This window comes from Endozoicomonas sp. ALB091 (genome assembly GCF_049310265.1).
In the GTDB taxonomy this organism is placed as follows: Bacteria; Pseudomonadota; Gammaproteobacteria; order Pseudomonadales; family Endozoicomonadaceae; genus Endozoicomonas.
In genome coordinates, this window is record NZ_JBLYNQ010000006.1 from 134,758 (window position 1) to 157,393 (window position 22,636).

At 48.7% G+C, this 22,636-nt stretch carries 17 protein-coding genes; 10 read left to right on the plus strand and 7 right to left on the minus strand.

Annotated features, from left to right (window positions below; all coding sequences use genetic code 11):
• The first annotated feature begins 420 nt into the window (after nt 1–420).
• The 6 genes from ACO6UX_RS07690 to ACO6UX_RS07715 all read left to right on the plus strand — a co-directional run bounded on the left by ACO6UX_RS07690 (nt 421) and on the right by ACO6UX_RS07715 (nt 8,305).
• Nucleotides 421–2,256 carry an F-box protein gene (locus ACO6UX_RS07690; RefSeq protein ID WP_422446404.1) on the plus strand — a complete coding sequence of 612 codons (1,836 nt, stop codon included), beginning with the start codon at nt 421–423 and terminating at the stop codon, nt 2,254–2,256.
• On the plus strand, nt 2,237–3,310 hold the full coding sequence (locus ACO6UX_RS07695) for a hypothetical protein (RefSeq protein WP_422446406.1): 1,074 nt from the start codon (nt 2,237–2,239) through the stop codon (nt 3,308–3,310). The genes ACO6UX_RS07690 and ACO6UX_RS07695 overlap by 20 nt, the downstream gene beginning before the upstream one ends.
• 242 nt (nt 3,311–3,552) lie before the next feature.
• Nucleotides 3,553–3,879: a hypothetical protein gene (locus ACO6UX_RS07700; RefSeq protein WP_422446408.1), complete on the plus strand. Its 327-nt coding sequence runs from the start codon at nt 3,553–3,555 to the stop codon at nt 3,877–3,879.
• A 14-nt stretch (nt 3,880–3,893) separates the two neighbouring features.
• Nucleotides 3,894–6,089, plus strand: a complete 2,196-nt coding sequence (locus tag ACO6UX_RS07705; protein WP_422446410.1) for a hypothetical protein — start codon at nt 3,894–3,896, stop codon at nt 6,087–6,089.
• A gap of 137 nt (nt 6,090–6,226) precedes the next feature.
• Nucleotides 6,227–6,469 (plus strand): WD40 repeat domain-containing protein, encoded by a 243-nt coding sequence (locus tag ACO6UX_RS07710; RefSeq protein ID WP_422447899.1) that lies wholly within the window; start codon nt 6,227–6,229, stop codon nt 6,467–6,469.
• A 240-nt stretch (nt 6,470–6,709) separates the two neighbouring features.
• Complete coding sequence (locus ACO6UX_RS07715) at nt 6,710–8,305, plus strand: WD40 repeat domain-containing protein (RefSeq protein WP_422446412.1); 1,596 nt, start codon at nt 6,710–6,712, stop codon at nt 8,303–8,305.
• 132 nt (nt 8,306–8,437) lie between these two features.
• Here the strand turns inward: ACO6UX_RS07715 and ACO6UX_RS07720 are convergent, their stop codons facing one another.
• Both ACO6UX_RS07720 and ACO6UX_RS07725 read right to left on the minus strand, forming a co-directional pair.
• Nucleotides 8,438–9,019, minus strand: a complete 582-nt coding sequence (locus tag ACO6UX_RS07720; protein ID WP_422446414.1) for a hypothetical protein — start codon at nt 9,017–9,019, stop codon at nt 8,438–8,440.
• Nucleotides 9,020–9,580: 561 nt separating this feature from the next.
• Complete coding sequence (locus ACO6UX_RS07725; protein WP_422446416.1) at nt 9,581–10,306, minus strand: hypothetical protein; 726 nt, start codon at nt 10,304–10,306, stop codon at nt 9,581–9,583.
• A 410-nt stretch (nt 10,307–10,716) separates the two neighbouring features.
• Between ACO6UX_RS07725 and ACO6UX_RS07730 the strand changes: the two genes are divergently transcribed.
• The 3 genes from ACO6UX_RS07730 to ACO6UX_RS07740 all read left to right on the plus strand — a co-directional run bounded on the left by ACO6UX_RS07730 (nt 10,717) and on the right by ACO6UX_RS07740 (nt 11,597).
• Nucleotides 10,717–11,010: a hypothetical protein gene (locus tag ACO6UX_RS07730; protein ID WP_422446418.1), complete on the plus strand. Its 294-nt coding sequence runs from the start codon at nt 10,717–10,719 to the stop codon at nt 11,008–11,010.
• Between the two features lie 75 nt (nt 11,011–11,085).
• Nucleotides 11,086–11,400, plus strand: coding sequence for a hypothetical protein (locus ACO6UX_RS07735; protein WP_422446420.1), 315 nt, complete (start codon nt 11,086–11,088; stop codon nt 11,398–11,400).
• Nucleotides 11,373–11,597, plus strand: coding sequence for a hypothetical protein (locus tag ACO6UX_RS07740; RefSeq protein ID WP_422446422.1), 225 nt, complete (start codon nt 11,373–11,375; stop codon nt 11,595–11,597). Before ACO6UX_RS07735 ends, ACO6UX_RS07740 begins: the two co-directional genes overlap by 28 nt.
• A 67-nt stretch (nt 11,598–11,664) precedes the next feature.
• Here the strand turns inward: ACO6UX_RS07740 and ACO6UX_RS07745 are convergent, their stop codons facing one another.
• From ACO6UX_RS07745 to ACO6UX_RS07755, 3 genes are all read right to left on the minus strand, one after another.
• The gene (locus ACO6UX_RS07745) at nt 11,665–15,339 is read right to left on the minus strand and encodes a DUF1601 domain-containing protein (protein WP_422446424.1); all 3,675 of its coding nucleotides are present in this window, start codon (nt 15,337–15,339) and stop codon (nt 11,665–11,667) included.
• Nucleotides 15,340–15,462: 123 nt separating this feature from the next.
• Nucleotides 15,463–16,815, minus strand: coding sequence for an ankyrin repeat domain-containing protein (locus ACO6UX_RS07750; protein ID WP_422446426.1), 1,353 nt, complete (start codon nt 16,813–16,815; stop codon nt 15,463–15,465).
• A 239-nt stretch (nt 16,816–17,054) separates the two neighbouring features.
• Nucleotides 17,055–19,004: a hypothetical protein gene (locus tag ACO6UX_RS07755; protein WP_422446428.1), complete on the minus strand. Its 1,950-nt coding sequence runs from the start codon at nt 19,002–19,004 to the stop codon at nt 17,055–17,057.
• 344 nt (nt 19,005–19,348) lie between these two features.
• Between ACO6UX_RS07755 and ACO6UX_RS07760 the strand changes: the two genes are divergently transcribed.
• Entirely contained in the window at nt 19,349–22,102 is a 2,754-nt protein-coding gene (locus ACO6UX_RS07760; RefSeq protein ID WP_422446430.1) for an ankyrin repeat domain-containing protein, read from the plus strand.
• Here ACO6UX_RS07760 and ACO6UX_RS07765 read toward each other — a convergent pair.
• Both ACO6UX_RS07765 and ACO6UX_RS07770 read right to left on the minus strand, forming a co-directional pair.
• Nucleotides 22,037–22,360: a type II toxin-antitoxin system PemK/MazF family toxin gene (locus tag ACO6UX_RS07765; protein WP_422446432.1), complete on the minus strand. Its 324-nt coding sequence runs from the start codon at nt 22,358–22,360 to the stop codon at nt 22,037–22,039. The genes ACO6UX_RS07760 and ACO6UX_RS07765 overlap by 66 nt on opposite strands.
• Complete coding sequence (locus ACO6UX_RS07770; RefSeq protein WP_422446434.1) at nt 22,357–22,587, minus strand: antitoxin MazE family protein; 231 nt, start codon at nt 22,585–22,587, stop codon at nt 22,357–22,359. The genes ACO6UX_RS07765 and ACO6UX_RS07770 overlap by 4 nt, the downstream gene beginning before the upstream one ends.
• Nucleotides 22,588–22,636 lie beyond the last annotated feature (49 nt).

The following is a 22,636-nucleotide window of genomic DNA, read 5'->3' on the forward strand; positions in this document are numbered from 1 at the left end:
TCTATCTTGGCTCATTTGAAGCCGTTTTGGGAGCGGGGCGGACCATTCCATTAGGTCTTTAATTATGAGTGACAGCTGTTGCTTATACTAATAAGAAAAGACATTTGCACAATGCAAGACCGGCCCCCTGCTTTTCTTCAATCCACTATCAGAGCATGAAGTGGTGGTCCTGAGCCGTACCAAGAATGGCGACATTACCAATATCACGCTACAAATTTGGGAAATAAGAGGTGCTGGCACCCCGAATTGCAGACAACACGTATTTTGAAAACATTCACAACCTGATGATCAAACTCACTCTTTATGATAGTGCCTATTGGAAGCTGCCCGGAAACTTCCCGGCCTTTGGCCTGTCCATTAAGACATGAAACTAATGATCATGCCGGTAATCACTGGCCAAGACAGGAATGGTACAAGCCAGTGAGCAACCCTCTCTATGCAACCGCTGCCGGCCTTTCCAAGGTGCCGGATTGCCCTGTAAATCCGCCTGCTAAAACCATACGCTCCAAATCCCCGCCCACTGTCGCATGCCCGGAGGTCTGCCCGCAAACACAACCGTTGTGGCAAAGAACGATTACCAAACTTCCTCCTGAACTTTTAGTCATGATTTTTGACTACCTGGAATTCGATGATATTCGGCATGTCAATGCAACCTGTCTGGCATTTCGGGATGTGGTCATAGAATACAAATACATCCAGGAACTGTCTTATTTTGCCCGACTTCCCCTGAGCTTTCGGGAACAGTACCAGCCAACGGCCCGGTGGCAGAAAAAATCCCTGCCCTTTCATCCATTTGATCATTCAGCACCGCTGAACGCCAGGAGGATATGGTTCAGGGACAGGATAATAAACAATCTGCCTCAGATGTCGGCATTACTGTGCCTTACCACCCTGGGGAAGATGGAACCGTGCCCGGCTTATCGTATGGTTCCGCGATTTAAAGTCACTCTCCCCACGTCTGAAGCAGTGCAACAAGATTCTGACGATCCTGATCTTGTTCGCTTCAGCCCGTCCAGTCGTCATCTGTTGTTTTATGGTCGTTGTTTTAATGACGCTCGAATTCTGGCCAAGGATGACCGGGGGCAATGGGCACAACAGCCCCTGAATTGGTCCGATAACCGCGGCAGTCGGGTGATTACCGCGGCAAATTTCAGTGCTTGCACAAATCGCCTGTTAACCTGCAGCAGTGCGGGCTACATTAATACCTTGCACCCGGCGCACCGCTGTTGGGAAGAGGTTGGCGAAGAAATAATGCTGTCCAATCAGGTCGTCCAATTCAGCCCTTCAGGGAACTATATGGCGACCTACAGCAGGTCCAACCCTCTGAGAATCTGGCGCATGGAAGGAAATAACCAGTGGCAGGAAATGGAGGTGTGCGGCTTCTGCCCTGGAGTAAGCATTGTTGAAATCCTGTTCAGTCCATCGGAGCAGCATCTGTTACCGAAAGGTTTGTATGAATTAACCATATTATCTCTGAATGATCGTGGAGCCTGGTCAGCGCAGATAATATTAGAAACATCCTGTACTTGCATAGAGTATATGGATTATTCCAGATTCAGCCCAGTGGCGGATCAGCTTCTGGTCGGTTACTACAGTACTTTACCCAAAACTGGAAGGGTCTCTATTTTCAGCCCGGAACCCTCGGGAGAATGGCAAGAGACGATTATTTCCCCGGACTTCAAACTGCTTGAATTCAGCTCTACCGGTAAATACTTGTTCAAGAAATACCCCTGTGGCCCTAATTTGCAGCTATGGCCCAGACCGGAAAAATTGTCGGACTGGTGGCTGAATCCTCCTCTCTTGCCGCACCCGGATGCCCCATCAACAGCGATGCATGACTCAGTAATAGTGCTCAAACATGAATCTCGTTTAGATAAGGCGCAGTTCAGTCCGTCTGACAGCCACTTACTGGTCAGTTGTAAAACCGGTACGATCTATATCTGGGGGAAGAATCAGGCAGGCGAATGGTCAATACAAGCCATCAACAGGGACTGCAATCCAACCGCTAACCCCTGCTTCAGTCTGTCTGGCCTGCATGTGCTGACTAGCAACCTTACAATGGTAGGCATCCTGGGGCGCAGTCAGCAAAAGGACTGGCCGCTCAAGGGGATTATCAGGCAAGACGATATCCTGAAAGCCTACTTCAATCCACTATCAGAGCATGAAGTGATGGTCCTGAGCCGTCATACGGATGGTGACATTACCAATATCACTCTACAAATCTGGGAAACAAGAGATGCTGACAAGCTGGATTAAAGGCACTGGTCTGCGTGGTATGAGCAATGCAGACTCATCTTATTCAGAAGAGAACATCTATATGACTGATCAATCTCTACCAGAGACACCAACTGGCGTCCTCATGGGTAGAGAGGTCACAGTCTTGAAAAAGAGTAAACCTTCATCGCTCAATTTTCCCCCGGGAGCAGATAAAGCAAAATCAACTACAATCGTGGAAGAATCACAACATATTAAGAGAACCTTAGAGGAAACTTCCTGCGCATTTGCAAGATGTGTTTCACTTCATAATGAGATTAAGGTAGATAGTAGATTGTTATCCAACGTTGCTTCTGAAAAACAGGATATAGATAAAGAATACTTGCCTGAAAAACCTCTCATAAAAGCAAGTGACTCATTTTCATCTGCATTAGAATTGAGTATTAATGAACTAAACAATGAGGATGCATGCCACACGACGGTATCAGTTCTTGAAAAAAACTTCTCTAAAGAAGAGTACTCGAGACCTTATATTTTTTTCCCTTATGATCAGCAGATATATAAGACGTACATCAATAGTGACCCAGAACATAATTATATTTTTATACATAAGATTTATTATTTACTTCCTAATGTTAAAGTATATTCTCATGATTTCGTTATTCTCAGAAAAAATAACCTTTTCGAAATCTTACAGTCGATGGTAGGTGCATTCAGTCTTGATCAATGGCTCACTGGCGATCCTTCAACAATAATCGCAAACAAAAAAAATTATCAACGTGCCAATGATTTAAATCTGTTTTCCCGGGACAACGAATCTCCACCATTTTTTACTAAAGAGAAGAAGGATAAAATAAAAAGATTGGGAGAAGAATTAAAAAAAACTGAACAACCATTTTATAAAGCAATAAAAACAAGAAAAAATAAACCTTGCTCTAAAGCTGTTTTTAACCAGAAAATTTTACCCACATTGTTTTCAGCTTTAAGTAATTCAGATGATCACCCCTACTTCAGAATGTTCGCAGTTTCAAGAAGATACTTAAACATAAGACCAGAATATCAACTGCTTTTAGAGGTATACAATGCACAAATATAAGTGGCCCACCCACCTTGCCCATTGTGGCCTATTCCGATCGAGCTTTGCCGTGAAAGAAAATTGCCACGGAGGCACAGAGACACGGAGAACAGAAAAACGCTTTTCCTCTGCGTCTCCGTGATTCTGTGGCTAAAGCTTTCATGACAGAGGGTGACAAACCATCGTCATGAACATTTGTACCCTTCGTGGCACCATTTTAACTTCCCGAAGTCGGGAGCAGGCGCTCAATGTCTACCTTGAGAATGGAACCTGATAATCATATTGAGGTCAAACATGGGCATATACCGTCCTGGGGTTTATTTTGCAAGCGACAGCATCAAATCCCCCCCATCCAAAGCCTGCCTACCGGGCTGGCCAGCAAGCCAGCCCAGGCAGATTTACTGGCCGGTCCAGAAGTACATTTATCGGTAAAAGAATATCAAATCATCAATTGCACAGAAGAAGAACCAGTACCCCTGATGATGGCAAATGTATTGAAGATGCCTTTTGGAAAAGTAAACCATTACACGGACGTCAAATCACCTCAGGTGTCGTGCTCAGGGCCTATAGAAATGACGGGACATCTCTGAGAGCTGGCTTCTTCATGCAAAAACTGTGCTTACAGAACATTCTGCATGACAATAAAAGAAAAATTACCCCGGATCAGGTCATTCAGGAATTCAACCGGAAGCCAAATCGAAACAATAAGCAGACATTGGCGATAGCACGTTTCAAAGCGGAATGTTGCCTGAGGAACCTGCTGTTGAATGGCCAGCGGGTCACATCGGATGAAGTGGTTGAAGGTTATCAGGCAGCCACAGCCACACTGGAGTTAGCCCGTTTCAAGGAAGAGTGTTGCCTGAGACACCTGTCGTTGAATGGCAAGGCAGTCACACCGGATGAGGTGCTTGGGGATTTCCCGGATAGTCCGGAAGGCAGACTGGGGATGGCACGCTTCCAGGCGGAGTGTTGCCTGAGAAGTCTTTGGTTGCATGGCCAGCAGGTCTCACCGGATTCCGTAGTTGAGAGTTTTCAGGCCGTCAGGGCAACACTGGGGCTGGCGCGCTTCAAAGCGGAATGTTGCCTGAGAGGCCTGTTATTGAATGGCCAGCAGGTCTCACCAGATTCCGTGGTGGAGGATTATCAGACCGCCAGAGCAACGCTGGAGCTGGCACGCTTCAAAGCGGAATGTTGCCTGAGAGGCCTCTCGTTGAATGGCCAGCAGGTCTCGCCGGATTCCGTGGTTAAGGATTACCTGGCAGCCAAAGCAACACTGGAGTTGGCGCGATTTAAGGAACACTGTTGTCTGAGGAGTCTGCCGTTGAATGGCCAGCCAGTCACACCAGATGCAGTAGTCAAGGGTTATCAGGCCACCAAAGCAACACTGGAGCTGGCACGATTCAAAGCGGAATGCTGCCTGAGGAGCCTGCCGTTGAATGGCCAGCCGGTCACACCAGATGCGGTGATTGAGGATTTCCCGGATAGCCCGGAAGGCCAGCTTGGGATAGCGCGCTTCAAACAGGAATGTTACCTGAGGGGGCTTTTTGTGGATGGCCAACAGATAACAGCGGATGCAGTGGTTAATAATTTCCCGGATAGTCCGGAAGGCAGACTGGGGATAGCGCGCTTCAAACAGGAATGTTGCCTGAAGGGCTTGGCGTTGAACGGCCAGCAGGTCATACCCGATCAGGTGGTTAAGGATTATCGGGCCGCCAAAGCAACACTGGAGCTGGCACGCTTCAAAGCGGAATGTTGCCTGAGGGGCCTGTCGGTGAATGGTCAGCAGCTCACAGCGGACGACGTGGTTAAGGATTTTCAGGCCGCCAATGCAACGCTGGAGCTGGCACGCTTCAAACAGGAATGCTGCCTGAGGGGCCTCCCGTTGAATGGCCAGCCACTCACACCCGGTGAGGTGGTTAAGAGTTATCAGACCGCCAATGCCACTCTCGAGCTGGCGCGCTTCAAAGCGGAATGCTGCCTGAGGGGTATGCCGTTGAATGGCCAGCAGCTTACACCCGGTGAGGTGGTCAAGGATTTTCAGGCCGCCAATGCAACTCTCGAGCTGGCGCGTTTCAAAGCGGACTGTTGCCTGAAGGGCCTGGCATTGAATGGCCAGCCGGTCACACCGGATGAGGTGGTTAAAGATTATCAGGTCACCAGGGCAACACTGGCACTGGCACGCTTCAAACAGGAGTGCTGCCTGAGTGGCCTGGCATTGAATGGACAACCAGTCACACCAGATGAGGTGGTCAAGGATTTCCCGGATAGTCCGGAAGGCAAACTGGGAATATCGTGTTTAAAAGCGGAATGCAGCCTCAGGGGCCTGCCATTGAATGGCCAGCTGATCTCGCCGAATACGGTGATAAAGGATTATCACGCACTCAAAGCGAAACTTGAATTATCGTACTTTAAAGCAGCATGTTACCTGGGGAACCTGCCATTAAATGACCAGTCGGTCACACCGGATGAGCTGGTCAAGGATTTCCCGGACAGTCCGGATGGTAAACTGGGGATTGCCCGTTTCAAAACGCAATGTTGCCTGAGGGACTTGCCGTTAAATGGTCAGCTGGTCACACCGGATGCAGTGGTTAAGGATTATCAGGCCACCGAGGCAACACGGGAATTGGCACACTTCAAAGCCGAATGTTACCAGAGGGGTTTGGCGTTGAATGGCCAACCGGTCACCCCGGATACGGTGATTAAGGAATATGAACGGTGTGGTTGGTTACGCGATAGAGATTTTTTTTATTCTCATCTGCCATTGAAGGCAAGATCTCAGTTAAGTTTAAGTATTTCCTGATCCCCAGCAATGTGGGCACACCACCGGTCGATTGCTGCTTTGGCATCCACTCCATGTAACTGGAAACTCTTTTTGCTCAGATCAATTCCGAGAATAACAACCTGATTTCAAAAAGCAATGCCCTCGAAACCTGCGTGGTGACGCTGAATGGGCATACCGGCTGGGTGAGCTCAGTCGCGACATTGCCCGATGGGCGGCTGGCTTCGTGCTCTGAAGACACGACCGTAAAGGTGTTGGATCTGAGCAAACCACTGCGCAAAGAGCCAAAGGTGATGACGAACAATAGACACACGGGCGGGGCGAACTCAGTCACGACAGCGACCGATGGACGACAGGCTTCTGGTTCTCCTCCTCTGAAGAGAAGAAAAACCACTGAATAAGGTAAAAAATACCAATGGTATCGATTCTGAAAATTTCCAGCACAAGGAGTCAGAAATATATAATTTCATATGGTTAGCTGTTTACGGCCGGGTCTGGAAAAACAGACGCCTCCCATCAATGATTCGGTGTAATGGACGGATTACCGCGTTGGTGCTTGCCAATGTGCAGCCATCAATTAACGTCAGATTTATTGCATTGTCGGGCAGGAACTTTAGCGCTGTTCACCGGTCAAAGGCGGCATGCCTATAAATGCCGTTGATAATGCTTCCACTCATCCCTCCCGGGATACAACTCCGTCTGGTAATCCGCCGGGAGAAAAAAACACAGAGGGGGTTTCGGTGGTTCCTCTTAAACAAGTGTCGCCTTTACTGGCATTACCCGATGAAATGCTGACTCAAATTGCTGACAGCCTGACGTTCGTCGAATTTCACCGCCTGGCTTCAACAAGCAGCCGCTTGCTAACCCTGTTCAATACCGAAGAAAAATTGAAAAAACTGTCCGCTCAATATTACGGCACTGCTTCTGACGCATACAGAAAAACAATTGAAAACAGGGATATACCTGCGGTTCCTGACCATGACATTGAGGACCCTCTATTACGGCTGGCTTACCTTCGATATGTCAGCAATAACTACCTGATTGCACAAAGCAATTCCCTGAAAACCTGCATGGCGACCTTGAGGGGGCATACCCACGGGGTGGTCTCAGTCACGGCATTGCCCGGCGGGCGACTGGCTTCCTGCTCTAATGACGGGAACATAAAGGTGTGGGATCTGAGCAGGCCCAAGGGGCAGGAATGCGTGGTGACGCTAAAAGAGCATAAGACCTTTGTGAATGCTCTCACGGTATTGCCCGATGGTCGGCTGGCTTCCTGTTCTTCTGACCGGACCGTAAAGGTGTGGGATCTGAGCAGGCCCAAGGGGAAGGAATGCGTGGCGACGCTGAGAGGGCATACCAGCGGGGTGATCTCAGTCATGGTATTGCCCGACGGGCGGCTGGTTTCCTGCTCTGAAGACAAGACCATAAAGGTGTGGGATCTGAGCAAGCCCAAGGGGCAGGAATGCGTGGCGACGCTGAATGAGCATACTCACTACGTGATTTCTGTCGTGGTATTACCCGACGGGCGGCTGGCTTCCTGCTCTGTTGACCAGAGCATAAAGGTATGGGATCTGAGCAAGCCCAAGGGGCAGGAATGCGTGGCAACGCTGAATGGGCATACCGGCTGTGTGAAATCGGTCAAGGTATTGCCCAATGGCCAACTGGCTTCCTGCTCTGATGACCAGACCATAAAGGTGTGGGATGTGAGCAAGCCCGACGGGCAGCAATGCGTGGCGACACTGAATGTGCATGCCAACTGTGTGAGATTCACGGTATTGCCCGATGGGCGGCTGGCTTCCTCCTCTGCTGCCGGGACCATAAAGGTGTGGGATCCGAGCAAGCCCGACGGACAGCAATGCGTATTGACGCTCAGAGGGAATACCGGTTGGCAGCTCTCAGTCACGGTATTGCCAGATGGGCGGCTGGTTTCCTGCGCTAATAAGGGGTTCGTAAACGTTTGGGATCCGAGCAAGCCCGACGGAGAGCAATGCGTGGCGACGATGAAGGTGCATGCCGGGAGGGTGACATCAGTCAAGGTGTTGCCCGATGGGAGGCTGGCTTCCTGCTCTGACGACAAGACCGTCCAGGTGTTGGATCTGAGCAAACCACTGCGCAAGAAGCGAAGGGTGCTGATGAGGAATAGACGCACGGACGGGGTGAACTCAGTCACGACAACGACCAATAGACGGCAGGCTTCTGGTTCTCCCCCTCTGAAGAGAAGAAAAATCACTGGATAAGGTAAAAATGCAAATAAGCGAGGATCAGATCTTGATTCCTGAATAAAGTCAAGAAAAACGAAAAGCCAGGGGAAGGCCTTTGTATTTGAACACATTCAAAATTCAAGACCTGACAATGTTTATTTAAAATATCTAGCTGTGTTTAGTGCCTTGCATATTAAGAATATTCTGTATCCTGGAATCCAGTTTCTGTTTTAATTCCTGATAATCTTTATTACCTTGTGTCACGGAAAGTACATTGTCGAGAACTTCGTGGCCATCGTTTATAATCTTTTGTAATTTTTTGGCCGAAGTAATGACTGTATTCTCAGCATTTGAAATACATTCCGTGACTTGATAAGCAGTGATATTTGTTCTGATGTCAGGCAGCAGCCGGGCAGCGCCATCATGGGTAGAACTCAGAATATACCCTGCATCCTGTTTGCGTTCCAGTATGCGTTCCAGTTTGTCGAATCTGGATCTGAATTGCTTCAGGGCCTGTGCTGCTGATTCATCAGTAATCGTTTGTGATGAGTCCATAATGCTGTCAAAGCCAAATTTCAATTCCTTACTCCAGGTTCTCAGATCGCTGATGATTTGTTTTGCAGAGAGGGTTTTCTCGCCGTTCTCAATAGCCGCTAGTTCCAGGCCTATAAAAACAGCAGCCATTGGAATATCACTTACCTCACGGACGATATCGACATACTCTGTTGCCAAATTCGCAAGTTCTTTCATATTCTCCTGCAATTGACCCAGCCTTTGTTGTTCTGCCAACCTATGTTGTTCTGCCAACCTATGTTGTTCTGATAGCTGGCCTGTGTTGACCTCCGACTGTGAGTTTGACCGGCCTGCTTCCTGAGCTACGGGTGTCCGAGTGTCCTTTGGGTCAGGCCGTGGCTTTGTAGTCTGAGCACGCAAGTCGCCAGCAGGACTAAGAGTCACCTTCCTGCTGTCAATTTTTCTGTTTAGAGCTTGTGTTAGCCCGGATTCAGGAAAGGTGTTGATGTAACTCTCAGCCTCGACGACTGAGATGGTCCTTGAATGGCCAGAGAAACAGAAAACAGCGAACAGGGCGCTCCACAATCCTTCGGTTTGGTAATTGTATTGAATGTTTTCAAGCCAGCTCAGCTGGACTGAGGTAGATGGCGTCATACGGTACTTTCCAGGGTCAGTTATTTTTTTGAAGGCTTTAGTACAAATTTGACCAGTAAGACCTGAGCAAGTTCATTTTTAATGGCAGATCCTATGAACAATATTCTGATCATTTCGGTTCCCTGGAATTTTTGTTATGTATACTTACTCCTGATCTTTAGAATCTTTGCCGAAAAGATTCTCAAAACCTGTGAGTGTTTTGAAATATTCATTGAACTCTCTAGCAAACTTATCATGCGTTTTATCAGATTTGCCATAAATAATGCTGGTGTTTTCAGGTAATGCACGGGCTACCTTCCGGTGGCTGACAGCCTCATCAGATGAAACAGCACCACCGTTTTCAAATCTGGAGGTGTTATTATACAGAACAGTATCAGTTGTCACTTTACCTGCTTGAGATAAATCAATGGAAGCGTGATGTGGGGATATATCTGCACCGGAGGGAAAATCAACTTTCTTGCCTTCAGTATCTTTAGAATCTTTTCTGAAAAAATCCTTAAAACCTGTGAGTCTTTCGAATAATTCATCGGGTTTTTCAGGTGACTTTAAACGCTTCTTTTTGGATTGGTCAAAAATACCGCTGGTGTTTGCAGGTAATGCATGGGGTAACTTCAGGTGGCAGACGGCCTCATCAGATGAAATAGCAGCAATGTTTTTACTTATAAGGTCGCGATACTCCCTGGCATAATCAGTTGCCGCCCCAGCTGCTTGAGACAAATGAATGGGAGCCCGAGCGGGGGATATACCTACGCTAAAGGGACCAAAATTGGCTTGCCCGCTTGCAATATCTTGCCCGCTCTCAGTAGGTTGAGGACCTGTACTGAAACAATTAGTAGGATCAGCGCAGAGGCTGATATTATTGAAATCCATTACAACTATCCTGAAAATTAATCGTTATTCTAAAAACCATGACTCTGCATGACGATGCCAGGAGTGTGACATAGCTGGTAGCACACCCAACTTTATTGCGTCCATATCTGCCTTTCCTTATCAGTATTTACGTTGTTAAGGTTATCTGATATCAGATTCTGTATGAAATTCTGAATCATAGATATTTCCACTGATAGTTAGAGCACTAAAGTTCTTAATAGTTTCCCTCTTTTATAAATTTTCATTAAGAGATTACACAGATAAAAAAGGACAGCTCTCAAGAGAACTGGCCTTTCTGTAACATTAGCTGTTAAATCATAGGTTTAGCCACCAAAATCATCCAGCAGGATGTTTTCAGGCTCTACGCCCTATTTCATAAACTGCCCCGAATCTCGCGCACGACCACATGGATGGAGGAAATAGAGCAATCCTGTGAACTTGATACCCGCAAACAACAGCAAGTGTATCAAGGCATGTCTGGTCAGGTACTGAACTTACCTTTTCCTGTTTACAATGGTCAATCATATATACACCAAAATGAAACAGGCATTCTTAAATCGCTGAGTGAATATAATATTGTATCTCAGGCAGGCTTCAATGTAGAAAACTCTTTTGGAACGGATATTCCTGATATACCAAAATCAGATCTTGATAAATATGTGCCCTGGAATTCTGATGATGAATTCATTAATAATGGGATATAATCAATATCAAATTTTCCCTTTGATCAGCAGGTATGCTTATCGGTTAGTGAGCCTGATCCAATACCTGCCAGGCATTTGAGTCCAGATAATCAGTTAACTCATCCTCATGCCGTTCTGTTTAACCGACAAGATTTATCACCTGTTACTTTTGTTAACCCGACAAAGCTGAACCCAAAAAAAAGTGATATGCATACGATCCCACGGAAAGAAGTTGCTGATAGTTTTCTTTTTAAGCACCAAAGAAAGCAAATGCAAGACGCCGAAAAAAGAAAAATGATAAATCAACGAAAAAGGGAACATTATAGAGAAATGATGAAAGATCCTGAAAAAAGAGAGTTGACAAAGCAACGCCAAAGGAACGAATGCAAGACCCCGAAAAAAGAAAACTGAAAAATCAGCGCCAAAAATGGCGGTTTAGAGAAATAATGAATGATCCCGAAAAAAGAAATCTGAGAAATCAGCGCCAAAGGGAGCGTTATAGAGAAATGATGAAAGATCCTGAAAAAAGGAAGCTGGTAAGTCAGCGAAGAAGGGAGCGGTATAATAAAATGATGAAAAATCCTGAAAAAAAGAATCTGGAAAATTAACACCAAAGGGGGCGAAGACATGACCTCGAAAAAAGAAAGCTGAATGCCAAAGAGCCCAGGACAGAGATCACTGTATTGTATCTGAAACGCTGGCACTCCTTCCCTGAAATAACCTGGTCTTTATTTGTTCAATACATCGCTTTATTGAACCTTGGTTCAAAAGCTGGTTAACCGGGATTTCAATGACCTCAAATCCTGCTTTTTGCAGCAGTGCGATTTTAAGCAGAGTCGAACCATCTCTGGTTTTGAAATCACCACCCACGTAATGTGACGGTCCCTGAACTTCAATCACAATGTTGTGATCTGGCAGTAGCAGGTCAACCGGAGGCAGTGAGTTCAGACTTTGTTCTTCTTCAATCTTCAAAGAGGGAATGCATGATTGCAGTTGATTGCGGACGATGATTTGAGGCTTTGAAATGATTATCTGGTAATGGGGGACCACCGGACACGCTCTCCCAAGCCAACTTGCGGCCATGGTAATGATGGATTGTTCCTCTTCATTGTCTGGAGGGGAGGTATTTTCCAGGCGAGTAAACAGGTCATCCATGTGCGTTTCAAGCACACTATTTTTATTGGCATTGCATTCCAGAGACAACCTGGCACAGCATACCATTACTCCCCAGAGAGACATTGATATCTCTTGATGAGAGAGCTGAGGGTGTTTACTGGTTCGGCAGACAAGGGATTCAAACGTGGATGTAACCACGTTCAACTCCACAAATTCCCCCAGTTTCGCCGTGGCCCACAGCAGATTGGCGAGACCCAGGGCATTAAATTGGTCTTTCTGTGCGTTCACCCGGGGCAACAGCGCGGCCACAGCCTCATTGAGCCCTGGTATCAGCTCCTGTCCATTATCCAACAGTTTCGCCATGGCCCACAGCAGGTTGGCTATGCCCTGGGAGTTAAATTGGTCTTTCTGTGTGCTCACATGGGGCAACAGTGCGGCCACGGCCTCGTTGAACTCCGGTGTCCGCTTATGCCCATTGTCCACCAGTTTCGCCATGGTCCACAGCAGGTTGGCGATATTTTGAGGAATAAATTGGTCATTCTGCGCGCTCACGAGGGGCAACAGTGCGGCCACGGCCTCGTTGAACTCCGGTGTCTGCTCCTGCCCGTTGTCTACCAGTTTCGCCATGGCCCACATCAGGTTGGCGATACCCTGGGCATTGAATTGGTCTTTCTGTGTGTTCACCCGGGGCAATAGCGCAGCCAAGGCCTCTTTGCGTTCTGGTGTCCGCTCCTGCCCGTTGTCCACCAGCTTCGCCAGGGCCCACAGCAGGTTGGTAATACTCTGGGCATTAAACTGGTCATTCTGTGCGTTCACGGAGGGCAACAGCGTGGCTTCAGCCTCGTTGAGTTCTGGTGTCCGCTCCTGACCGATGTCCACCAGTTTCGCCATGGCCCACAGCAGGTTGGCGATACCCTGAGCACTAAATTGGCCTTTCTGTGCGCTCACGTAGGGCAAAAGCGCGGCCACGGCATCGTTGAGCCCTGGTGTCCGCTCCTGCCCGTTGTCCACCAGTTTCGCCATAGCCCACAGCAAGTTGGCAATTTCCTGTCGTGTAAAGTTAGCTTTCTGTGCGTTGATGGTGGGCAAAAGCGCGGCCACGGCATCGTTGAGCCCTGGTGTCCGCTCCTGCCCGTTGTCCACCAGTTTTGCCATGGCCCACAGCAGGTTGGCGATATGCTGAGGAATAAATTGGTCTTTCTGTGCGTTTACCAGGGGCAACAGCGCGGCCACGGCATCGTTGAGCCCTGGTGTCCGCTCCTGCCCGTCAGACACCAGTTTCGCCATGGCCCACAGCAGGTTGGCAATCTGCTGAGGAGTCAATTGGTCTTTCTGTGCGTTCACGTGGGGCAGCAGCACGGCTACGGCCTCATTTAGCTCCGGTGTCTGTTCCTGCCCGTTGTTCACCAGCTTCGCCATGGCCCACAGCAGGTTGGCGATCTGCTGAGGAATAAATTGGTCTTTCTGTGCATTCACGCGGAGCAACAGCCCGGCCACGGCCTCCCTGATATCGGGTGTCTGCTTCTGCCCGTTGTCCACCAGCTTCGCAATGGCCCACATCAGGTTGGCGATACCCTGTGGTTTAAAGTTGGCTTTCTGTGCGTTCACGAAGGGCAATAGCGCGGCCACGGCCTCGTTGAGTTCTGGTGTTCGTTTCTGTCCGTTGTCCACCAGTTTCGCCAGGGCCCACAGCAGGTTGGCAATTTCCTGTGATTTAAAGTTAGCTGTCTGTGCGTTCACGTTGGGCAACAGTGCGGCCAAAGCTTTGTTGAGCGTTGGTATCAGCTCCTGCCCGTTTTCCACCAGTTTCGCCAGGGCCCACACCAGGTTGGCGATACCCTGGGCATTGAATTGGTCTTTCTGTGTGTTCACGTGGGGCAATAGCGCGGCCACGGCCTCTTTGAGCCTTGGTGCCCGCTTCTGACCGTTGTTCACCAGTTTCGCCATGGACCACAGCAGGTTGGCGATATCCTGCGCATTAAATTGGTCTTTCTGTACCTTCACGCAGGGCAACAGCGCAGCCACGGCCCCTTTGAGCTCTGGTGTCTGCTCCTGTCCGTTGTCCACCAGTTTTGCCATGGACCACAGCAGGTTGGCGATACCCTGTGGCTTAAAGTTAGCTTTCTGTGCCGTCACGCAGGGCAACAGCGCGGCCACGGCCTCTTTGAGCCTTGGTGCTTGCTCCTGCCCGTTTTCCACCAGTTTCGCCATGGCCCACAGCAGGCTGGAAATTTCCTGTGGTTTGAAGTTAGCTGTCTGTGCGTTCACGAGGGGCAACAGCGCGGCAACGACCCGTTTGATCTCTGATGCCCACTCCTGCCCGTTGTTCTCCAGTTTCACCATGGCCCACAGCAGGTTGGCGATACCCTGAGGTTTAAAGTTAGCTTTCTGTGTCACGTGGGTCAGCAGCGCGGCCACGGCCTCTTTAAACTCTGGTGTTCGCTTCAGCCCGTTGTCCAGCAGTTTCACCATCGCCCACAGCATGTTGGCGATATTCTGAGGAATAAATTGGTCATTCTGTGCGCTCACGTGGGGCAACAGCGCGGTAACAGCCTGTTTGAGCTCTGGTGTCAGCTCCTGCCCATTGTCCACCAGTTTCGCCATGGCCCACACCAGGTTGGCGATTCCACGGGCATCAATATCCCTGGCTTCAGGTTTTTGGTTGCACTTGAATATTACTACATCAAGTAGCGCTGACAATAAGACAGCTTGAGTACGTTTAAAACGCTCATCCATGGGTTTATGAGGGGTAAAAACACCTGCTGAGGTCAATGAATGAAATGTTGTCGTCAGGCTCAGCCAATTCCAGCTCCGCGTTACTGTAAAATTTTGCAGCAGACGTATCAGCTGGCTTTGTTCATCCCGATTTAAAGGTCTTTTAACAACTGACGAGTATTTTTTAATTGAACTGGCGTATCGACCATGATTTCTCCCGTCATAACGATGACCGAAATGATCAGATTTACTCACCAGATCAGCCATTATTTCTTGTTTGATGAGGGCATTAAAATCTTGAGCAGGGTTTACCGAACGGCACTGTAGATGTTGAGAAGAGCGTACACCAGAAGAATGGTAAAATTCATTACGCCCCGTGCGGGGGGGATTATTCCATTGTCTGACTGTGGCATGTCTATATCGCCCATGCCTTGAAGAAGCGGCATGGCCATCCGGTCGGTTGTAATCATTGTTTGATCTTGCACATTTACCACTGATACCACCAGAACTTCTATCCATAATTATATTTCATTAATTCATGAAAATATAAAAAGCAGACTGTTGTGCGGTTCATAAGTTCATTTTGCTGAAGTGTTTATCAGCTACCCTGGCAACGGTCCTGCCACATAGGCAGGTGTCGAATCAGCGTTTTTTTCTTTTTTTCCCAGGCTTGGGACCAAGCGGGTCTGGCAAAAGATCATATTCTTTTTTCAGGTATTCTTGCAGCTGAGTCCGGTGATGATCCTTCGCCCGATTTATCAGGGGAATGTAGTCACCACGGGTTCGGATGTAACCGCCCTCCTGGAGCAATTCCTGAACCAGTTTGATGCTTCCGCCCATGGCAGCTGCCGAGATGAGGGTTTCATGCTTTGTGCTGTTTTTTTCAAAGGTTGCCCCTGCACGGCGCAAGTCATTGACCAACTCGTAGTGACCGGCCGAGGCCGCTGCCCAGATCGGGGTAAGGCTGCCGACACTGTTGGCATTCACATCCGCACCCAGTTCGAGCAAGTACTTGACCAGATTGCGGTCACCGGCCAGGGCCGCAGCAAGAATCGGGGTCCCATAGCCGGTACTGTTTGCATTCAGATCCGCACCCTGTTCGAGCAAGTACTTAACCAGCTCATGGTCTCCAGCTCGGGCCGCAACCCAGATCGGAGTATCGTATCCTGAACTGAATGCATTGACGTTAGCACCCTTTGCAACCAGAAAACTCACAATATCACGGTGGCCTTTTTTGGCCGCAATCCAGATCGGGGTGTTACGGCCTGTTTTGCAACCGTCAAGGTCAGCACCGTTCTCAACCAGTAATGTCACTATATCAAGGTGTTTCGAACTGGCTGCCAGGTAAAGGGGAATGTTAAAGCTTTTCATAGAGCCGTTGACGTTTACACCGTGTTCAATAAAGTACTTCACTACGTCAATGTGCCCCCCAACGATGGCTTCATCGATCGGGGTGTCGCAGTTTATGCAGATATCTTCACTGACGCCTGCCTGATGCAGGTAACTTACAACGTCAACATGGCCATATTTGGCTGCTTCCATGATCGGTGATGCAAAAAGCTTGTCGGTCCTTGCGCCTTTCTCATGGAGGTAGCGCACCAGCTCAAGATGACCCTCCCGGGCTGCTGCGGCAATGGGACATTCATGTACCTTCCAGTTCATATTGATATCCGCGCCCTGATCAAGCAATGCTTCCACGGCCTCCTTGTTGCCAGTTCGGGCCGCCTCAACCAGTTGCTTGCTCAGCTTTTTCTGTTGCTCGCTCAACGCTTTGGAGGTGGTCAGGGTGGACGACATCATGGGCTCGACAATTTTTTCCGGTACAATCATCTTTCTTGTTTTTTTACCCGTTGCGGGCTGGCTGGAATGTTCAACCGGGAGTGGTGTTTCGCGTTTTGCTACCGTTTTTTTGCGTTTGTTTTTTTTGTCATTGGCTTGAGCAGGTGCCGGAGATGAAGAGCTGGCAGCAGTAGTGTGTTCACCTCTGATATTCATGGTCTTGAAACCTCTGTTTGTATTTACTTACACAAGACAATCAAATTTTGTTTTTTATCCCGGACAAGCAAAAATAAGCCTGTCGCTCGGCCGATCCCGAGGATTTATTGAAGAGTGATCTTTGTTAAGACATAGCTCATGGAGGTAACCTTAATCATAAATCTTGAATCGCTTCAAAAGATAGAACCAAGTCAGTTTCGGCTTCCCTTGTTTTGCGTTAAGAATAAAGACCCCAGCTTTCATTTTGCCTTACTTCTTGAAGACCAGGCTACATAAGGTTTACCGGGTTCGTAATATTTACCTTTTTCCCAAACTCCATCCCATACCTTATAGACCTTGGGCAGCTGGTATTTCATTTCCTCATAACTACTGAACAACTTCAGAAAACGTTCCAGTTCCTCTGTCTTGAAAGTGCGCAAAAGATGGGCTATTGATCTTCCACTTTCAACGGATTCAGCGATGTGCTCTGGTAATGGTTTGTCAGGATGGACTGACAGATGCTCAGGAAAGTAAGCCAGTGTCGCTTGATCATCCAAATATTGCAGTGCCTGATAGAGATGTCCTGTTTCCAGTCCTCTCTCGGATTGAGAAAGTATCCGGGACAACTCAGAAGCAGCAAGACTGAGTTCATTTGCCGATACCCTGAAGTCCACTTTGGTTTTTTTGCCAATATGACTTAGCTCATCCGGTGACAATCCCATGGTAAGACCAATCAAATACCAGTTGTGGCTCAATGGCAAATACCTCAAAAAATCCAGCGTCAGCGGTTTCGAACCGGTCATCTCCGGGTCTGTGCCATCATTGTGCACATCCTGCCAGAAGAGCGGTTTGAGGACGGGAGGCTTTTCAGGACTGGAGACGCAAAACCAGGGATAACGTTTTATTTTTCCAGCGATCAAATCCTCTAATCTCTCAACACAGTTGCTGGACTTAACAGCTTGCGACGAAGCATACGCAACATGTTCCGAAGTAAGTTGGGGCAGACAACGGAATGCTGCATGCAGTAATTTTGTGATATACAGGTAGCCGGGTTCTTTTTTACAAATTCTATAGAGAATTTTCTGGATTATGTGCAGCGGCAACCCAAGTGCACGACCGAAAGATTCAGCATCCACTCCTATCATTCCAAGATCATAGGCATAATGGTGAATCTGATTTTTCAAACTCAAACTGTGTTGTTCAGACAGATTAAAACGAGGTGGAAACCCTTTCAGGGATTCAATTAACTGGTGTGCAGTATTGATGGCCATAATTTCAGGATTGCTCAATATTTTTACCAGCTCATTTACGGTCATTCGCCCCTCTTTGGTATCCAGAATTTTTTTCAGTAGCAGGGGGGTTGACAGACACTTGTCAACAATAATGGAGCGTTGTCGCAAATCCTTATCCTTCATCAGTTCCGGGTATCCAGCGCAATAAGCCACGGTTGCGGTCGGGACAGAGCGGAGGTATTCATCACCAATGAAGATTTTGTGCAACTTGAAAAAATCCAGTTCATGATTCAGTGCAGCATTGTCGTCAACAGCCCGGACACCGGCAGGCCATTCACCGCAGAACTGTCTTTGATCAACGGCAATACCAAAGATGTCACAGTACCGTGCAACCAGATCGGGCCTTGAGATCCCCCCCAGCATGGTCAGCAATTTGCCATGGGGTATGGTAAGTTTTTCCCGGGCCAGTCCATGCTGCTGTGAATACCAGGACAAATAATCAAATTTTTGTGTTGAGTGCTCAAGGTTGTGTTGTATATTTTTTTTATTGATTTCCGCTATGGGTAAGCCCAGATATATAGCAAACAGAAGGTGATGACAGGGTGTTAGTTCCTGCTTGATTTGCGGCGGCAACTGAGACCAGGAAACAAGATCATCAAGGTGTGGTTCAGGTAATGAGGCAGGTTCAGAAGTGGGTTTTACACTCCTTGCCAATATTGCCATATCTATTACGGTCGATGTCGACTCCGGTCTCATATCTATATCTATCACAGTTGATGCCAACTCCGGGGCTATATCTGTTACGGTTGATCCCGACACCGGGGCTGGGTGGGTAGCTTCGGCAAGAGTGACCGGCTTTCCGTTAAAAGCAGACTCAGGATCTTTAGTGGTTACATCCTTTTTTGGTTGATGAACTTGTGCGAGACAGCCGGGCTTATCAAGTTGGGGAGGCCGTTGATTATTGGTTAAATTGATCATCTTTTAGCTCCTCTGATAATAATGTTTTAACGTTGCTTTGCTCTGCCCCGGCTAATGGATGGACAGATTAAAGACTGATGCAATCAGCAGGCATGAAAACTGGTGGGCAATTGAAGTCTAATAACCAGAACCAGCTGAACAAGCATGAATTAAGACAAAAAAAGTGACAAACCGTTCATTAATTGCTCACAGCTCCGGACTTGAAGGCCTCCCTTATCCGGCTCTTCCTATCCAACCGCTGACACAGCCCGGTCTTTCCCTGGCGATAATCCCTGCAAGCCAAAATATCTCTGCTACGCTTCTCTTGCCTTCCCATGGTCATCCACCATTAGTCAGGAGATCTGATGAATACTGCTATTTCGCCAGCCCCTGCCGTCCCTTTCGTTTTAAATAATTCCTGCCCCGTGTGCCAGCAGACATTTGCTGATCAACAAGAAATCACCGTTGCCACTTGTCAGCATCGATATCATGAACAGTGCATCACTCCCTGGCTGAACAACTCTAAAGGGATTGCCCAGCGCAGTGTCGATGTTGTGCAGCAGGTACCTGGCCATGGCAGTGCAGCTGAACCACTGCTTGACCAGGCCGCTGTTCTCGATGAACCCCTGCAATGCTGTCGTTCCGGGGATATGGAGGCGTTGTCTGGCTGGCTGGATCGGGAGCCGATGCTGGCCCGTCAGAGCTTTTACTCAGCATTTTACGGCGGCCATGTCACGCTGCTGCACATTGCTGCCCAGACGGGCAATGAGGCGTGTGTACAGATGCTTGTTAACCATAATTCCAATGTCAATGCCGTCTCCTCTGTCGGCGTGACACCCCTGCACTTTGCCGCAGGATATGGCCACGAGCAGTGTGTCAAAACATTGATCAATAATGGTGCCAATATGAATATCCGGGACAGTATGGGCAGAAGCCCCCTGCACAGTGCTGCCCTGCATGGTCAAGTGACGTGTGTGGAGCGTTTTCTTGAATTCAGGGCGGCTGGCAATGAAATTGACCTGTTTGACACTACCCCCCTGCATCTCGCAGCTATGATGGGGCATGATGCCTGTGTGGCAGCCATACTCTTCACCGGGCGCAGAGAGAAGCACGGTGAGAGGAGTGAGAGGAGTTGGGTGAAGTATGAAGAGAATATAGATGCCACCTGTGATCACCATCATACGGCACTGCACCTTGCCGTTCTTAATGGTCATGGCAAGTGTGCACAAATCCTGCTCGATCATGGTGCCAATGTGAACGCCATTCTGGACAAGGGCAAGACACTCCTGCATGTTCTCACCCGCAGTGGCCCCATCGATTTCTTGCAAGTGCTCCTTGATCAAGGGCTGGATGTCAATGCCAAAGACGACAATGGGCAGACAGCCCTGCACATTGCCGCCCTTGGTGGCGGTGTGAATTTTATGGAACTGTTGCTCAATCGCAATGTCAGCCTGCTTGACGCCAGGGACAACGACGGCTCTACTCCCCTGCACCTGGCAGCCCTGGCTGGCAAGGCCCGGTGCGTGGAATTACTGCTGAACCGGCAGGCAAACGTCAACTGCCGCAACAACAGGAACCTGTCACCCCTGAGCAACGCTGCCCATCAAGGGTATCCAGAGTGTATAAAACTTTTACTGGCTCATGGTGCCGGGTTTCTTGAAGCCAGCACCATCCTTGGCTGGTCGCCACTGCACAGCGCCGCCGACCATGGACACGTTGAATGTGTGGAGCTTTTGCTTGGTGCCGGGCACAACGTCAATGCGGTCAACCGTGACGGTATAACCGCTCTGCACCGGGCCACCCAGACTCCCCAGCGGAATTCTGTGGACATCCTGATCAGGCATGGTGCCAATATCCATGCCCTCACAGAGGGCCACAATACCCCCCTCCATAATACGACCCTGTTCGACAGTGTGGAGTATCTGCAGACCTTGATCAGGCTGGGGGCTGATATCAATGCCAGGACTCTTTATGGCTTGACGCCTCTGCATATTGCTGCCCGGGAAGGGAGTGTGAAATGTATGAAAGTCTTGCTTGAGCATCAGGCGCTGATCATAAGCTCCCAACGCGGTGGGGGATGGACGCCCCAGCATTTTGCCAGCAAACATGGTCACAGCGAATGCCTTCGGTTGCTGTTGATGGACAAAAGGGCGAGCATTAATCCAAAGGATGGGATGGGCCATACCCCCCTGCACATCGCTGCCCAGTTTGGCAGGATTTCCTGTATGACTGTGCTGTTGAATCACAAAGACTCGGTGTATATCAATGCCAGGAGTAATAAGAAATTGAGCCCCTTGCATATAGCCGCACAGTTGGGCCAGTTGGAAAGTGTCGAGCTTCTTTTGGCTTACAAAGCGGATATCAACTTCAAGAATAAACGTGGCCAGACTCCCCTGCACCTGGCCACCATAAGCGATCAGAGGCAGTGTGTGCAGGTTCTGGTCGACAACAATGCCGATATCACTACCTTGGATGACAACAACTACTCCCCCCTATGCCACGCTGTCCGCCTTGGTTATACCGCATGCATGGAGCTGTTGCTTGATGCGATGGAAAAGACTGGAATTTCCCTCAATCAGTTGCAGGGAGGGATATCTCTTTTGCATATCGCTGCCCAGTGTGGCCAGATCGACTGTGCCCAGATCCTGGTTAACAAAGGGATAGATGTTAATAACAGGTCGGCTGCAGGCTTTACGCCCCTGCACATGGCCATAAAGAAAGACAAGGTAGAAAGTGCACAATTCCTGCTCTGTAACGGGGCAAATATCCATGCGACCACCAGCACAGACGAGACGGTGCTGCATGTTGCGGTTAAGGGAAATGCCGTTGGGTCTTTGCCCGTTCTGATCGATAGCGGCGCTGATATCCATGCCAGGGATTGCCATGGCCAGACACCCCTGGAACTGGCCAGGAAGAAACAACGTAAGCAGCTGATCTTGATGCTCGAAAAGGCAGAACAATCCCTGGGCCGAAATCCTGACCATGATGAATGGCAATTGTCGTGCATTGCTGATTGCTCGCGCTCCCGGGAATCCGTTGTGGATGAAGTGCTTTCAGGCCATTCCCAACCACAAGGCCATCAGCCGGATGACTTCTGTCAGTTCTGGTTGACTGAGTGAGCCGATGGTTTTGCCGATTCTGTCTGCTTTTATAGTGGTGATTTTATCAATCATCACTTGAGAGGTTTTGTTGAGCCCGTTTTCTTTACTTTCAAACAGGGTGTAGCGAAATAGGGGCACATCCCTCAACTCTCCTGTGATTGGCAAAAGAGTGACCGAAGGGTGTTCTGGAAACAGGTTGGATTGGATGATTAAGGCTGGCCTGGGTTTGCCATCGTCTCCCTTGATTGAGACGGTAACGATGTCGCCGCGCTTCATGCCCAGCCCTCATCGTCGCTGGTTTGTTCAATCCAGTCCATGGTGTCGCGTTCCAGTTTATCGGACTTGAGCATAGCAGATTGTCGCTGACACTCCAGACCGAAGCCCTTGATCCGTGTATCAGGAACCCGGATCTGTAAAGGGCGCAAACCAGCCTGACGCAATGTTTCTCTGTGACTTTCTACACGTTTCCAGGTGGTTTTGGACTGGTTAATATTGGTAGACATAATGCCTCCGTGGCTAAGTTTTCATAATGGTGGTTATGTCACATGCAAC